Source organism: Nonomuraea sp. NPDC049714, assembly GCF_044465295.1.
Lineage (GTDB): Bacteria > Actinomycetota > Actinomycetes > Streptosporangiales > Streptosporangiaceae > Nonomuraea.
Genome location: NZ_JBITLM010000007.1, coordinates 72,001 through 87,075, shown reverse-complemented (window position 1 = coordinate 87,075; position 15,075 = coordinate 72,001). Strand labels below are relative to the sequence as shown.

The 15,075-nt window shown below is 72.1% G+C and carries 12 protein-coding genes; 7 read left to right on the top strand and 5 right to left on the bottom strand.

Features of this window, described 5'->3' with window-relative positions; translation table 11 throughout:
* Nucleotides 1–4 precede the first annotated feature (4 nt).
* From ACIBQX_RS26530 to ACIBQX_RS26520, 3 genes are all read left to right on the top strand, one after another.
* Complete coding sequence (locus ACIBQX_RS26530) at nt 5–766, top strand: SDR family oxidoreductase (protein WP_397008984.1); 762 nt, start codon at nt 5–7, stop codon at nt 764–766.
* 80 nt (nt 767–846) lie between these two features.
* On the top strand, nt 847–2,496 hold the full coding sequence (locus ACIBQX_RS26525) for an FAD-dependent oxidoreductase (protein WP_397008982.1): 1,650 nt from the start codon (nt 847–849) through the stop codon (nt 2,494–2,496).
* Nucleotides 2,493–3,932: an ATP-binding protein gene (locus tag ACIBQX_RS26520; RefSeq protein ID WP_397008980.1), complete on the top strand. Its 1,440-nt coding sequence runs from the start codon at nt 2,493–2,495 to the stop codon at nt 3,930–3,932. The genes ACIBQX_RS26525 and ACIBQX_RS26520 overlap by 4 nt, the downstream gene beginning before the upstream one ends.
* On the opposite strand, the gene ACIBQX_RS26515 is transcribed toward ACIBQX_RS26520, so the two are convergent.
* Entirely contained in the window at nt 3,904–5,151 is a 1,248-nt protein-coding gene (locus tag ACIBQX_RS26515; protein ID WP_397008978.1) for an alpha/beta fold hydrolase, read from the bottom strand. The two genes, ACIBQX_RS26520 and ACIBQX_RS26515, sit on opposite strands and share 29 nt — an antisense overlap.
* Before the next feature lie 127 nt (nt 5,152–5,278).
* On the opposite strand from ACIBQX_RS26515, the gene ACIBQX_RS26510 reads away from it, so the two are divergent.
* The 4 genes from ACIBQX_RS26510 (at nt 5,279) to ACIBQX_RS26495 (ending at nt 10,105) form a co-directional block, all read left to right on the top strand.
* Nucleotides 5,279–6,373, top strand: a complete 1,095-nt coding sequence (locus ACIBQX_RS26510; protein WP_397009790.1) for a M20 family metallopeptidase — start codon at nt 5,279–5,281, stop codon at nt 6,371–6,373.
* Between the two features lie 73 nt (nt 6,374–6,446).
* A complete protein-coding gene (locus tag ACIBQX_RS26505) occupies nt 6,447–7,421 on the top strand; it encodes an aldo/keto reductase (protein WP_397008976.1) in 975 nt (324 codons plus the stop codon).
* A gap of 103 nt (nt 7,422–7,524) precedes the next feature.
* Nucleotides 7,525–8,580 carry an LLM class flavin-dependent oxidoreductase gene (locus tag ACIBQX_RS26500; protein WP_397008974.1) on the top strand — a complete coding sequence of 352 codons (1,056 nt, stop codon included), beginning with the start codon at nt 7,525–7,527 and terminating at the stop codon, nt 8,578–8,580.
* 16 nt (nt 8,581–8,596) lie between these two features.
* Nucleotides 8,597–10,105 (top strand): AMP-binding protein, encoded by a 1,509-nt coding sequence (locus tag ACIBQX_RS26495; RefSeq protein ID WP_397008972.1) that lies wholly within the window; start codon nt 8,597–8,599, stop codon nt 10,103–10,105.
* A gap of 114 nt (nt 10,106–10,219) precedes the next feature.
* Here ACIBQX_RS26495 and ACIBQX_RS26490 read toward each other — a convergent pair whose 3' ends face one another.
* The 4 genes from ACIBQX_RS26490 to ACIBQX_RS26475 are packed head-to-tail and all read right to left on the bottom strand — an operon-like array spanning nt 10,220 to nt 15,055.
* Complete coding sequence (locus ACIBQX_RS26490) at nt 10,220–11,812, bottom strand: class I adenylate-forming enzyme family protein (protein WP_397008970.1); 1,593 nt, start codon at nt 11,810–11,812, stop codon at nt 10,220–10,222.
* Complete coding sequence (locus ACIBQX_RS26485) at nt 11,809–13,041, bottom strand: cytochrome P450 (protein ID WP_397008968.1); 1,233 nt, start codon at nt 13,039–13,041, stop codon at nt 11,809–11,811. Before ACIBQX_RS26485 ends, ACIBQX_RS26490 begins: the two co-directional genes overlap by 4 nt.
* A complete protein-coding gene (locus ACIBQX_RS26480; RefSeq protein WP_397008966.1) occupies nt 13,038–14,114 on the bottom strand; it encodes an NAD(P)/FAD-dependent oxidoreductase in 1,077 nt (358 codons plus the stop codon). The genes ACIBQX_RS26485 and ACIBQX_RS26480 overlap by 4 nt, the downstream gene beginning before the upstream one ends.
* Nucleotides 14,111–15,055, bottom strand: a complete 945-nt coding sequence (locus tag ACIBQX_RS26475) for a hypothetical protein (RefSeq protein WP_397008964.1) — start codon at nt 15,053–15,055, stop codon at nt 14,111–14,113. The genes ACIBQX_RS26480 and ACIBQX_RS26475 overlap by 4 nt, the downstream gene beginning before the upstream one ends.
* Nucleotides 15,056–15,075 lie beyond the last annotated feature (20 nt).

Below are 15,075 nucleotides of genomic sequence, written 5' to 3'. Positions count from 1 at the left end.
CCCCATGGATCTCGGCATCAAAGGCAAGGTCGCACTCGTCACGGGTGGCAGCGCGGGCATCGGGCTGGCCGCCGCCAAGAGCCTCGCGCGGGAGGGCTGCCATGTCTGCGTGAGCGCCCGCAACCCCGAGCGGCTCGCGGACGCGGTGGTGGAGCTACAGGAATTCGGCGGCGTGGTGCACGCGGTGCTCGCCGACGTGGAGGACCCGGAGGCCGCCGAGCGGGTCGTACGGGAGACGCGCGACGTGGTCGGCCCGGTCGACATCCTGGTGGCCAACGCCGGTGGACCGCCCGCCGGCCGGTTCGTGGACGCGAGCATGGCCGACTGGGAGCTGGCGATCCAGCGCAACCTGCTCGGCACCGTGCGGCTGGCGCGGGCGGTGCTGCCGGAGATGCGCGAGCGGGGGTGGGGCCGCATCGTCACGATCACCAGCCGGTCCGCCCGCGAGGCGCTGGACGGGCTGGCCCTGTCCAACTCCACCCGTTCGGCGGTGGCCGGGCTGGTGCGTACCCTTGCGCGTGAGGTCGGCGGTGACGGGGTGCTGGTCAACAACGTGATGCCGGGCTCGATCGACACCGAGCGGCTGCGTGACCTGGTGGGGGGCGAGGAGGCGATGGCCGAGCGGGCCTCCGCCGTGCCGCTCGGCCGGATCGGGCGGCCCGAGGAGGTGGGCGACGTGGTGGCGTTCCTGGCGAGCGAGCGCGCGTCGTACATGAACGGGGTTTCGGTGCTGGTGGACGGTGGTGAGAGCCGGGTCATCGCGTGACCCGGGACCGTGGGAATGAATGCCTACAATTCGGACGCTCATGACATCCTTGCAGTAAGGAACGATTGGAAGGCGGGGGCATGGACAAGCCGGTCATCGTGACGGTCGACGACGATCCGGGCGTGTCGAGGGCGGTCGCCCGCGACCTCCGGCGCAGGTACGGCCAGCAGTACAGGATCGTCCGCGCGGAGACGGCGCCGCAGGGCATCGAGGCGGTCAAGGAGATGCGGCTGCGCGGTGACGAGGTGGCCGCCATCCTCGCCGACTACCGGATGCCGCAGATGAACGGCGTGCAGTTCCTCGAGGCGGCCATGGACATGTACCCATTCGCCCGCCGGGTGCTGCTGACGGCCTACGCCGACACCGACGCCGCGATCCAGGCCATCAACGTGGTCGACCTGGACCACTATCTGCTCAAGCCGTGGGATCCGCCGGAGGAGAAGTTCTACCCGGTGATCGACGGCCAGCTCGACGCCTGGCAGCGCACCGACCGGGTGCAGGTGGCGGAGCTGCGGGTGGTGGGCGACCGCTGGTCCGCGCCGTCCTACAAGGTGCGTGACTTCCTGGCCCGCAACCACGTCCCCTACCAGTGGATGCTGACCGAGGACCCGGACGGCGCCCAGCTCGTGGCGGCGGCCGGCCAGGACTGCCGCCTGCCGCTGGTGGTCACCGCCGAGGGGGAGATGCTGCAGGCTCCCGACCAGTCCACGCTGGCCTCGACCGTGGGCCTGTCGACCACCCCCGCCACGGACTTCTACGACCTGATCGTGGTCGGCGGCGGCCCCGCCGGGCTGGGCGCCGCGGTCTACGGCGCCTCCGAAGGGCTCAACACCGTGCTGGTCGAGGCGCACGCCTCCGGCGGTCAGGCGGGCCAGAGCTCCAGGATCGAGAACTACCTGGGCTTCCCCGACGGCGTCTCCGGCCAGCAGCTCGCCGACCGGGCGCGCAGGCAGGCGCTGAAGTTCGGCGCCGAGCTGCTGACCGCGCGCAGCGTCACCCACCTGGAGCCGCGCGGCCAGGCGCGGGTCATCGGGTTCGAGGACGGCCGGGAGATCGCCGCCCACGCGGTCATCCTGGCCACCGGCGTGACCTACCGCCGCCTGGACGCCCCCGGCTTGGACGACTTCGTCGGCAGGGGCGTGTTCTACGGCGCGGCCCTGACCGAGGCGCCCTCCTGCAAGGACAGCGAGGTCTACATCGTGGGCGCCGCCAACTCGGCCGGGCAGGCGGCCGTCTACCTGGCGGGATTCGCCAGCCGGGTGCACTTGTTGGTGAGGGGTGACGGTTTGGAGAAATCCATGTCTCACTACCTCATCGAGCAGATCCAGGCGGTCGACAACATCGAGGTGCATCTGGAATCCCAGGTCACCGGCGGGCAGGGCGACGGGCACCTGCAGCGGTTGTCGATCTCGACCAAGGGCGAGGAGCGGACGGTCGAGGCCCAGTGGCTGTTCGTGTTCATCGGCGCCAAGCCCTACACCTCCTGGCTCGGCGACACCGTCGAGCGGGACGACAAGGGCTTCCTGCTGACCGGCCCGGACCTCGTCCAGGGTGATCAGCGACCGCGTAACTGGACGCTCAGGCGCCAGCCGTACTTCCTGGAGACCAACGTGCCGGGAGTGCTGGCCGCCGGGGACGTGCGGGCAGAGTCGATCAAGAGAGTGGCCTCCGCCGTCGGAGAGGGCGCGATGGCCGTCGCGCTCGTGCACCGCTACCTGGAGAAACAATGACGAAAGTGGACATCGACGAGCTACGCAAGCTGTTCCTGTTCGAGCGCCTGACCGACGAGCAGCTCACCAAGCTGGCGGGCAGCGGTGAGATCAAGTCCTTCGAGCAGGACGCGGAGATCGTCCGCCAGGGCGAGCCGGCCGAGTGCTTCGCGGTGCTGGTGGAGGGCGAGGTGCAGATGGTCTCCGAGACCGTCACCGCCGGCACGGTCGCCATGCCGCGCGCCTCCCAGCCGGGGGTGTACGGCGGCGCCACCTCCGCCTACCTCGGCGACCGGGCCCCCCAGACCTACCAGCACACGCTGCGCGCGACCGCGCCGTCACGGGTGTTCATCCTGCCGGCCAGGAAGTTCGCCTACATCGTGACCGAGTGGTTCCCGATGGCCATGCACCTGCTCGACGGCCTGCAGTCCGGCGGGCGGATGCAGCGCGAGATCATCGACCGGCGGCAGCGGCTGACCGCGCTCGGCACGATCACCGCGGGGCTCACCCACGAGCTCAACAACCCCGCCGCGGCGGCCGTGCGCGCGGTGAGCGAGCTGCAGGCGCTGATCAGGTCCTCGCGCGTGGAGCTCGCCCAGCTCGCCGAGGACGGCATCCCGCCGCAGCGGCTGCGCACCCTGGTGGAGATGCAGGAGGCGTGCATGGAGGCGGTCGGCACCCTGGCCCCCCGCAGCCCGATGGAGATCTCCGACGCCGAGGACGAGCTCGGTGAGGCGCTGGACGAGCTCGGCGTACAGGACGCCTGGGATCTCGCCCCCGCGCTGGTCAACGCCGGGTTCGGCAGGGAGCACCTGGCCAAGGTGCGGACGAAGGTGGGCGAGGAGCACGCGCCCGCCGCGCTGCGCTGGCTGTCGGAGGCGGTCGAGATCTCGCAGATGCTGGGCGAGGTCACCGAGGCGACCGAGCGGATCACCTCGCTGATCCGCTCGGCCAAGCAGTACTCCCAGATGGACCGGGCGCCGTTCCAGGTGCTCGACGTACACGAGCTGCTCGACAGCACGATCGCCATCTTCCGCGGCAAGATCCCGCCGGGCATCAGCGTGGTGACCGACTACGACCGGACGCTGCCGCCGATCCCCGCCTACGGCGGCGAGCTCAACCAGGTCTGGACCAACCTGATGCACAACGCGCTCGACGCCATGGGCGAGGAGGGCACACTGACCATCCGGACCGCGCACGACGAGGACGAGGCGATCATCGAGATCGGCGACACCGGCCCCGGCGTGCCCGAGGAGATCAGGGACCGGATCTTCGAGCCGTTCTTCACCACGAAGACCGTCGGCCAGGGGACCGGGCTCGGGCTGGACATCTCCTACCGGATCGTGGCGGGGCGGCACGGCGGCGAGCTGAAGGTCCGCTCGGTGCCGGGCGACACCTGGTTCGAGGTACGGCTTCCGCTGCGTGAGTCTACGGTGGGTCCGTCACCATCCGCATGAGCCGGGGCACGATCCGGTCGGCGGCGACCCTGACGCCGTCGTGCTCCCACTCGTTCGTCACCCAGGCACGCAGGTTCCCCACCCGGCCGGCGGTCTCCAGCGAGAGGGCGGCGTCCACGTACATGTCGTCGTGATAGACGACGGCGGCGACCGGCACCTCGTTGGCGGCGAGCCGGTCCGGGTCGTAGAGCGGCGGCCAGTCGGCGGCGGCGGCGAGCAGCTCGGCGGCGCCCTTGAAGGGGCGCAGCGCGCGGATGTCGTCGAACATCCACGGGTAGATCATCTCGCCGGTGAGCATGCTTGGCGTGTCGAAGTCGGCCGGGCGCACCCGCTGCGCGGCCCAGTGGGTGGCCGTGCCCTGGGCGTAGGTCGGCTCGTGCAGGACGGCGTAGACGGGGGTGTCGACGAAGCCGGTCTCGGCCATGACCGCGTAGCGGAAGGCGTCGGTGAGGTGGTCTCCGTGCCACGCCTCCTCCAGCTGCCAGTGCAGGCGCTCGGATCCGTCGCCGGTGCCCAGCTTCTGGCCCAGCATCCGGAACCGTTCGACGGTGAGGCGGTCGCCGTCGGGCAGCGGCACCTCCTCCGCCGCCAGGTGCTCGGCGATCCGCGTGGCCGTGGCCTCGTCGCCCGGATAGCGGCGGTAGTGGCGCCGGACCTTGGCGCGGACCCGGTCGTAGGTGCGGGTGTAGACGTCGTCGGCCGTGGCGTCGAGGCCGGGCAGGCCGCCGGTGATGTGGCAGGCCCTGAGGCCCTCCGGCGCCTGGGAGAGGTAGGTGAGGGTGACGAAGCCGCCGTAACTCTGACCCCAGGTCTCCCACGTCCGGACGCCGAGCGCCTTCCTGATGAGCTCGCAGTCGGCCACGATGGCGTCGGCGCGGAAGTGGCGCAGGTAGGCGGCCAGCTCGGCGTCGCTCCCCGTCGCCGTGGCGGCGGTGATCGGGGTGCTGCGGCCGGTGCCCCGCTGGTCGAGCAGGAGCACCCGGTGCGTCTTCAGCAGGTGTCGCCAGCGCCCGGGACCGGTCAGCCGGGGCGACGGGTGACCGGGGCCGCCCTCCAGGTAGAGCGCCCACGGCAGGTCCCCGCGCACGGCGGGGTCGCGCACCTCGCGGGCGAACACCTCGATGGTGCGGCCGCCGGGGTCGGCGTGGTCGAGCGGCACGGTGAACACATGGTCGGCCACCGTCAGGCCGGGCATGGTGACTTTCGCTGTGACTTTCACCTTGAGGACCTTACGCGGTCGGCCCGGGCCGCCGAGGGTTCGTATCCTGGGAGTTCAGCACATCGCTCGGCCCCCCGGAAGGATCCTCGTGTCAATCACCGACTGGACCCGGCAGGCACTGCCCGCCATGCTGGACGACCTCAAGGCCCTGGTGGAGCTGGAGACCCACAGCTATGACAAGGCCGCGCTCGTCCAGGGACTGCGCGGGGTGCGCGCGCTGGCGGCGGAGCGGCTCGGCACGCCGGACGACGAGGTCCTGCACGACGGCGGCCAGTACGGTGACGTACTCGAGCTCACCTACCACGGGACCGCGCCCGGCACGGTGCTCATGATGTGCCACTACGACACGGTCTGGCCCATCGGCACGCTCGCCGGGTGGCCGTTCACGGTGGCGGACGGCAAGGTGTCCGGCCCCGGCGCGTTCGACATGAAGTCCGGTCTGGTGCAGGCCGTCTGGGCGCTGCGCGGGCTGCGCGAGCTCGGGCTGCCGCATCCCGGGGTGCGATTCCTGTTCAACGGCGACGAGGAGATCGGCAGCCTGGTCTCCCGGCCGCACATCGAGGCCGCCTGCGCGGACGCCCTGGCCTGCCTGGTGTTCGAGGCGTCGGCGCACGGCGCGTTGAAGACCGCGCGCAAGGGCGTGGGCATCTTCGACGTGACCGTCACCGGCGTCGAGGCGCACGCCGGGCTCGACCCGACGGCGGGCGCCAGCGCGATCCACGCGCTGGCCGAGCTCGTCACCCGGATCGCCGCCGCGGGTGCGCCGGAGCTCGGCACCACCGTCAACGTGGGCCTGATCAGCGGCGGCACCGGGCGTAACGTGGCGGCGGGCATCGCCACCTGCGGCGTCGACGTGCGGGTCACGGACTTCGCCGAGATGGGCCGCATCGACGAGATGTTCGCGAGCCTGCGGGCCGCCGACCCGCGCGTGACGGTCACCGTCAACGGCGACTGGAACCGGCCGCCCATGACGCCCAACCCGCTGTCCCAGCGGCTGTTCAAGGAGGCGCAGGCCACCGCGGCCGGGCTCGGCTGGACGCTGGAGGAGACGGCGGTGGGCGGCGCCAGCGACGGCAACTTCGTCTCGGCGCTGGGCCGGCCGGTGCTCGACGGGATGGGCGCGGTGGGCGACGGCGCGCACGCGCGGCACGAGCACGTGCTGGTCGAGCACATCCCCGACCGCACGGCGCTGACCATCGGGCTGATCTCGGCGCTCGTCTAGCCCTGGCGTCGGGCCGCCCTGGGCGACGGGGCAGTATGTCACCCAGTACAACGCGTCGTTGAAGGGGCACTTCTTGAAATACGAACGCCAGCCGTACCGCAGGTGTGGCCGTAGTGGTCTGCTGCTCCCGGCGGTCTCACTCGGTCTGTGGCACAACTTCGGCGAGGGCAAGCCGCTCGAAACCCAGCGTGCGATCATGCACAAGGCCCTCGACCTGGGCATCACGCACTTCGACATCGCCGACCGCTACGGCCCGCCGATCGGCGCGGCCGAGGCCGCGTTCGGGCGGATCTTCCCCAAGTCGCTGCGCGACGAGGCGGTGATCACCACCAAGGGCAGCAACCCCATGTGGGACGGCCCTTACGGCAAGGGCAACTCCCGCAAGCACCTGCTGGCCACCCTCGACCGTTCGCTGGCCCGGCTTCAGCTCGACTACGTCGACATCTTCTACCTGCACCGCGACGACGAGGACACGCCGCTGCAGGAGCAGGTGGCCACGCTCGACCACATGGTCCGCACCGGCCGCGCCCTGTACGTCGGCGTGTCGAACTTCTCCCCCGAACGCACCGCCGAGGCCGCCTCGCTGCTGCGCGAGCTGGGCACTCCTCTGCTCGTGCACCAGCCCCCCTACTCGATGCTCAACCGGCGCATCGAGGACTCCCTGCTGGACGTGCTCGAACAGGAGGGCATGGGCTGCGTCGTCTACTCGCCGCTCGCGCAGGGCCTGCTGACCGACCGCTACGTGAACGGCATCCCCGCCGACTCGCGCGCCGCCGAAGGGCGTTTCCTCACCGCCGACCGGGTCACGCCGGAGGTGCTGGCCTTCGTCGGTGAGCTCTCCCGGATCGCCGCCGCGCGCGGCCAGTCGGTGGCCCAGCTCGCCCTGGCCTGGGCGCTGCGCGACCCCCGCGTCACCTCGGTGCTCGTCGGCGCCTCCAGCCCCGAGCAGTTGGAGACCAACGTGGCCGCCGTCGACCACCTCGACTTCACCGCCGAGGAGCTCGTGGCCATCGAGCAGGCCGCCAAGAAGGCGGGCGTCCCGGCGTAGGGCGTGCCCGGCCGCGCAGCCGGCCGGGCGCTCCTAGGAAAGGCCGCGAAGCGCGTGGTAATGTCCCAAGCGAGCGCTTGGTTCCCCGCTGAGAGGCCGCCGCATGAAGTTCTCCACCTTCCACCTGTTCCACCGGTTCGACGGGCAGAGCTTCAAGGACGTCTACGACTACCACCTGGAGCTCATCGAGCTCGCGGAGGAGCTGGGCTTCGACGGGGTACGGCTGGCCGAGCACCACTTCCGTGACTACGGCGTGGTGCCCAACCTGTTCACCATGCTCGCCCACGCCGCCGCCCGCACCTCCCGGCTGCGCCTCGGCACCGGCATCGTGGTCCTCCCCCTGCACGACCCGATCCACGTCGCCGAGGAGGCCGCCCTGGTCGACGTGCTCTCCGGCGGGCGGCTCGACCTGGGGATCGGGCGGGGATACCAGAGCTTCGAGTTCGAGGGGTTCGGGATCGACCTGGCCGAGGCACGGGACCGGTGCAACGAGGCCCTGGAGGTCATCCTCGGGCTCTGGACGCGGGAGACGTACCAGCACGAAGGGAAGTTCTACCGGACCGGTGCGGAGGTGTCGCTCGCGCCCCGGCCCGTGCAGGACCCCCACCCGCCCGTCCACGTGGCGGCGGTCTCCCCCGAGACCGTCACCCTGTACGCCGAACGCGGGCTGCCCATCCTCGCCGACCCGGCGGCGCCCTTCCGCAAGGTCGTCCAGGCGGCGCGGACCTGGCAGGAGACGGCGGCGCGGGCCGGGCACCCGCCGGGCGCGGAGCTCGTCGTCGCGCGCAGCGTGTACGTGGCGCCGAGCGTGGAGGAGGCCCGGCGGGACCAGGCCAGGTTCGAGGCGGCCTTCGACCGCTCGCGCATCTTCAACGAGCGCAGCGCCCCCATCGACCCCGCCACCGGCCGGGCCGCGCAGGGCTTCGAGTACTACCAGGACCGCTACCTCAAGGGCGGCACCGTCTCCGCGGACTTCCGCTGGGAGCAGCTGGAGGTCATCGGGGATCCGGCGCGGGTCATCGACCAGATCACCCTGCTGCGCGACGCCGGGTTCGCCAACCTGCTGTGCGACTTCGGCAGCACCAGGCCGATGCCGGTGGAGGAGATGAAGAAGGTCATGCGGTTCTTCGCCGCCGAGGTCATGCCCGCGTTCGCCTGAGCCCCTTGGAGGAGAGATGCCGCACAGCCTGTCCCTCTCGGACGTCCTCGCCGAGCACGCCCGCAGCCGCCCCCAGGTGACGGCCGCCGTGGACGGCGACGTACGGCTCACCTACCCCGACCTCGACGCCCGCGTCACCCGCCTCGCGGACGCCCTGTCCACCCGCGGCGTCGCCGCCGGCGACCGCGTCCTGTGGCTCGGCCAGAACTCCCACGCCGTCCTCGAACTCCTCCTCGCCTGCTCCCGCCTGGGCGCCGTCTTCTGCCCGGCCAACTGGCGCCAGTCCGAGGACGAACTCCGCTTCATCCTCGACGACCTCACCCCCGCCGCCGTCATCTGGCAACCCTCCGAATCCACCACCAACCTCCACACGGCGAAGGCCGGAACAACGCGTGCGGCGGTTTGGGTCCAGGCCGGGGAGGAGTATGAGGCGCTGGTCGCCGGTGGGACCTTGCGGGACTTTCCGCAGGTGGAGGACGGGGAGCCGACGCTGGCCCTCTATACGGCGGCCTTCGGGGGACGGCCGAACGCCGCCCTGCTCAGCAGCGCGGCGCTCCTGGCGCACAGCATGTCGCTGATGGTCGTCCGGCAGATGGAGCCCGGCTTCACTTTCCTCAACAACGGGCCCCTGTTCCACGTGGGCACGATGATGTTCTGCCTGGCGACCTTCCAGATCGGCGGCACGAATGTGTTCACCCCGGCGTTCGAGGCCGAGGAGGTGTGCCGGTTGATCGACGCCGAGCGGGTGACGCAGGCGTTCCTGTTCGGCCAGATGATCGACGCGGTGGTGGCGGCGAACGCGGCGGGCAAGTACGACCTGTCGTCGCTGAGGTTCGTCTCCCATTCCAGGGAGTGGGACGAGATGATCACCGTGGACGACTCTCCGTGGTGCCGCTCCAAGATGGGCGGGTACGGCCAGACGGAGGTGGGCGGGATGCTGACCTTCCTGGGGCTGGCTCCCGGCGCGGCGGGGTTCGCGGGCCGGCCCTCGCCGCTGGTCCAGGTTCGCATCCTGGGGCCGGACGGGGTGGAGGTGCCGCCGGGCGAGGTGGGCGAGATCTGCGCCCGCGGCAAGACCCTCTTTTCCGGATATTTCGCCCGGCCCGAGCTAAATGCCGTTAAGTCGGCGCACGGCTGGCACCACACCGGCGACCTGGGCCGCCGCGAGCCCGACGGCACCATCACCTTCATCGGCCCCCGCCTCCGCATGATCAAGTCCGGCGCCGAGAACATCTACCCGGCAGAGGTCGAACGCGCGCTCAAGACCCACCCCGCGGTCGCCGACGCCGCCGTCATCGGCGTCCCCGACCCCACCTGGCGCCAGGCGGTCAAGGCCGTGATAGCCCTCGCCCCCGGCGCCGAGGCCACCCCCGAGGACATCGTGGCCCACGTCAGGTCCCAGCTCGCGTCGTACAAGAAACCCACCCACATCGCCTTCGTGGACTCCATCCCCAAACACGGCTTCACCCCCGACTACGACACCCTGGACGCCGCCCACGGCGGCGGCGACTACCCCGGCACCTGATCCGGCCAGGAGCACCGCCGTCGCAGGCCAGGAGCGGCGCCTCGCAGGTCGGGAGCACCGCCGCCGCAGGTCGGGAGCACCGGCGCCGCAGGCCCGGAGCACCGCCGTCGCAGGTCAGGCAGGCCCGGCGGCAGAGGCGCCGGGCGCGTGCTGCGCCACGAGCGGCTGGAAGTGCGCCAGCAACGCCGCCTTGTCCGGCTTGCCGGCGGAGGTGCGCGGCAGCTCTTCGACCACCCACAGGTGTCCGGGCTCGCAGGACGGGCCGAGCGAGCGGCGGACCAGGTCGCACAGCTCCCGCGCGTCCACGGCAGGAGTCTCCGACCCCACGCGCGGAGATCGCGGCTCCTCCCCCTGTGCGGGCGACGACGCGTCCCGGTCCTGCGCATCCGGGGTCGCCGGAGGCCGGGTGTCCACCTGGACCACCGCGCCGGTCACCGGGTGGCCGTCCGGGCCGTGCAGGGCGATGACGGCCGCGTCGGCGACGGACGGGTGACCGGTCAGGGCGTGTTCGATCGGGTAGGCGTGGACGCCGGGCGGCAGCCCGCTCTCCACCCGGTCGACGAGGAACAGGTAGCCGCCGTCGAGCCGGCCCAGGTCGCCGGTGCGGACCCAGCCGCCCCGCAGGGCCTCGGCGGTGCGCCGGGGATCGTTCACGTATCCGGTCATGACCTGCGGCGAGCGCACCCACACCTCGCCGACCTCACCGGCCGGGACCGGCACCGAGGCCGCGTCGCGGACCTGTAGCTCCACGCCGGGCACGGCGCGGCCGACGGAGGTGAGCAGGCCGGGGTTGGCGTGGTCGGCGGGCGGGAGGGCGGTGACGAAGCCGGCCTCGGTCAGCCCGTAGGTCTGCATGAGCGCCGGGCCGAGCCGCCGGGCCGCCTCCCAGGTGCGCGCCGGGACCGCCGCCGCGCCTCCGTACAGCATGAGAGGCACGCTGCCCGGTTCGTCCGGGATGCGGCGGGTGAGGGTGTAGAAGGGGAACGGCGGGCCGGCGAGCACGTGCGTGGCCCGCTCCCGGGCGATCACCTCCCACTCGCGCCCGATCTCCCCTTCGTCCACGAGCAGCGCGGTGCCGGCGGCGGCGAGCGTCCACTGGGCCATCAGGCCGGGCAGGTGGTGGCCGGGCCACACCAGCAGCCGCCACGGCCAGGTGCCGAACATGGCGCGGGCCGCGTCGAGGTGGGCCACCTCGGCGCGGTGACTGTAGGCGACGGCCTTGCGGTCGCCGGTGGTGCCGTTGGTGAAGGTCACCGACGACAGGTCCTCGGGCCGGGTCGCCGGCAGGGCCACCGGCCGGTCGCCCGTGGCGGCGAGCAGATCGTCGAAGGAGCGGTGGACGGGCACCGGACAGGCGGCGAGCAGCCGCTCGGCCTCCTCCTGGCGGTCGGGCTCGTACAGCAGGGCCGTGGCGCCGAGCGCGCGCATGGTCTCGGCCGCGACCTCCACGGGGAGTCCGGGCAGCACCTGGACGGCGGGGCAGTCGAGCGCGAACGCCACGAGCCGGCCGATGACGGACTCGGGCCCCCTGCCGTTCAGGAAGGCGATGGCGTCGCCGGGCCGCACGCCGTGGGCTTCCAGCGAGCGTGCGGCGCCGGACACCATCGCCAGCACGTCCTGTCCGGTCAGCCGCCGCGAGCCGCGCACGAGTACCTCGCGCGGGCCCGCGGCGCGCAGGCCGTCGATGATCGCCTGGCCGAAGCTCATCCGGACCTCTCACCGAGCAGTACGGGCAGGCTCCTGGTGCTGTTGCCCACTACCGTGCCGAGCGGGCGGGTGCCGCTGTCCGGCCCGGCCAGCGTCATCCCGGGATAGGCGTCGAACAGCGCGGCCAGGGCCACCTCGCCTTCCAGCCTGGCCAGTGGCGCGCCCAGGCAGAAGTGGGTGCCGTGGCCGAACGACAGGTGTCCCGGCTGCGGGGCGGCCACATCGAAGCGGTCGGCCCGTTCGCCGTACTGGTCCGGGTCGCGGCCGGCCGAGGCGAAGCAGGCCACGACCGCCTCGCCCTTGCGCAGCCGGACCCCGTCGATCTCCAGGTCCCGCACCGCGTAGCGCATCGGGAAGTGCGCCACGGGCGAGTCCCAGCGGAGCGTCTCCTCGACCACCGCGCTCCACGGCCGTTCGCCGCGCAGGACGAGGGCGAGCTGGTCGGGCCGCTTCAGCATGGCGCGGGCGGCGTTGGTGAGCAGGTTGACGGTCGTCACGTGCCCGGCGATGAACAGCAGCTCGATCGTGTCGAGCAGCTCGGATCTGCTGAGCCGCTCGCCGTCCTGCTCGCGGACCGCGATCAGGTCGCTGATCAGGTCCTCGTCCGGGGTGCCGCGGCGGACCTCGATGACCTCGTCGAGCAGCTCGTACAGGGCGGCCCGGTGGCCGCTGACGTCGTCGGGGCCGTCGCCGACCCTGGCGGCCACGTCGGTGAGCTCGTGCAGCTGCTCCCGCATGCTCTCCGGGATGCCCATGAGCTCGGAGATGACGTCGCGCGGCAGCGGGTAGGCGAAGTGCTGCCGGAGGTCGACGGGCCCCGGCGGCAGCTCCGCGAGCGCGTTGACCACGTCCGCGGCCATCTTGACGACCCTCGGGCGCAGCTCCTGCACCCGGCGGGCGGTGAACGCCCTGATCAGCGGGGTGCGCAGCCGCCGGTGCGCCTCGCCTTCGGAGTTCAGCATGGACGTGTCCGAGGTGATCTTGCCGACGGCGGTGGCCATGGAGACGGCGGCCCGTCCTTCCGGGTCCCAGTGGCTCACATCCCTGGACAGGTCCGGGTGCGCGAGCACGGCCGCCAGCGTGGCGTAGCGGGTGGCCGCCCAGGCGCGTACCCCGTCGACCTCCACCGGGACCAGTGGCCCGAGCTCGCGCAGCCGCCTGTTGTCGGCGTGCACGTCGGGAGTGGCGGGGTCGAGAGTGAATTCGGCGTGCCGGCAGTCCATGGTCATCCCACCCTTTCCGGCGTCGCGGCCAGTGTGGCGATGTCGAGCCACGGGTCCTGGCCGAGGTAGAGGTCGCGGACCAGCTCACCGGCCGCGGGCGCGTTGCACAGGCCGTGCCCGGAGAACCCGGCCGCGTACAGGAACGCGGGCGGCCCCTGGCGGTGGCCGATGAAGGCGGTGCGATCGGGGCTGGCGTCGCGCGCGCCGGTGAACGCCGTGTGCAGCCCCGCTTGTGCCAGACTCGGGTACGTGGCCGCCAGCTGAGCGGCCACACCGGCGCGCCAGGCGTCCCTGTCGGGACCCGGGTAGCCCATGCCGATCAGCATCCGGTCTCCGCGCAGCCGCATCAGCAGGCCGCTGGCGGCGTGCAGGGTGACCGGTATGTCGGGCATGGGTGGCAGTGGGTCGGTGAGGAGCAGTTCCTGGATGATCGGCTCGGGGAGCGGCAGGTCCACGCCCGCCGACCGGGCCAGCGGGGCCGACCAGGCGCCGGCGGCGCAGACCACGGCATCGGCCGTGATCGCGCCGGACCCGGTCTCCACCCGGCCCCTGTCCGCGTCGATGGCGGTGACCGGGCAGCCGGTGCGCAGCCGCGCCCCCGCCCGCCTGGCCGCCTCCGCGTAGCCGCTGACGATCGCGGCGGTGTCGGAGATGTACGCCTGGGCCGACCAGGCGGCGGCCAGCAGTGGCAGGTCGCCCCCGATGAGCGGGTTGAGCCGCCTGGCCTCGTCCGCGTCGATGAGCTCGACCTCCACCCCGGCGGCGCGCTGGGCGGGCAGATCGGCCTCGAACGCCGTCACCTGGTCCTGCTCGGTGAACAGCACGAGGTAGCCGACCTGGCGCAGCGGCAGCCCGGGGAAGTCGTGGTAGGCCCGCAGGCTGCGTACGGCCAGGGCCGAGCTCACCGGGTTGCCCGCGAAATAGGCGCGCACCACGTCGGCGGTCGCCCGCGACGCTCCGGAACCGAGCGTGCCGCGTTCGAGCAGCACGGTGTCGACGCCGGCCTCGGCCAGGTGGCAGGCGATCGACAGGCCGATCACCCCGCCACCGACGACCACGACCCGGCCCTGACCGGTCACGCGAACGCTCGCACGCGCCGCAGGTGGTCACCCACCTGCCAGGGGAACAGATGCAGGTTCCAGCCACCGAGGCAGTTGAGGTAGAGCGCCATGTGCGCCATGACCGCGATGAAGTCGTCCCGGTCGTCGATCCGGTCGAGGCAGTCGAACAGCCTGCCGGTGAAGGCCCACAGCGTCTGCAGGCCGCAGTAGCCGAGGAACTCCGCGGGCGTCTTGGCCAGGATGCGGGCCATCTGGCGCAGCGACTCCATCGGCATGTCCTCGTAGGCCGCCCTGACCAGGCCGCCGTAGCAGGCGTAGCCGAGCGGGCGGGTCTCGCCGTTGACGAACAGCAGGGTCGTCAGGACGGTCTCGTAGCTGCCCGCGCAGGACGGGATGCGACCTTCGTGCAGGTCGACCAGCTCCTCGGGCGGCGCGAGCCAGATCCGCTCCGTCTCGGCGTGCACGTCGGCGATCAGGGCGTCGACCTCCGGGTCGGCCACGCTCAGCCGGGGCAGGCGGTGGCCGCTGTCCTCGCCCGAGCGCCGGACCTCGGCGATGACGGGCTTCTTGGTCCGGTAGACGGCTTCCCAGACCGCACGACCGGCCTCTCCCAGCACGTCGAGGTCCGCCTCGACGATCTGGCCGATCGGGGTGGCGGGCATGGGCTCGGTCAGCTCGCCGTACTTGATGCCGAGGTGCTGCAGGCGCGAGGCGAAGATCGTGCCGTCGGGCACCGTGCGGCGGTCCACCGCGTAGGTGGACGGCCGGTGCAGCAGGTCGTGGATCGGAGCGACGTGGTAGAGGTGGTGGCCCGCCACGAGGGCGTGGCCCTGCAGGCTGCGGTACGGCAGTGCGTCCCACAGGCTCTGCGCGAGAGCGGCATTGCGCTCGTCCAGCTCAGCGGTGACGGCCATGCCCAGGCCGGGCCAGCCGATTTCTACGCGTCTCGAAGTAGTCACAGTATGTGATGCTACCAACG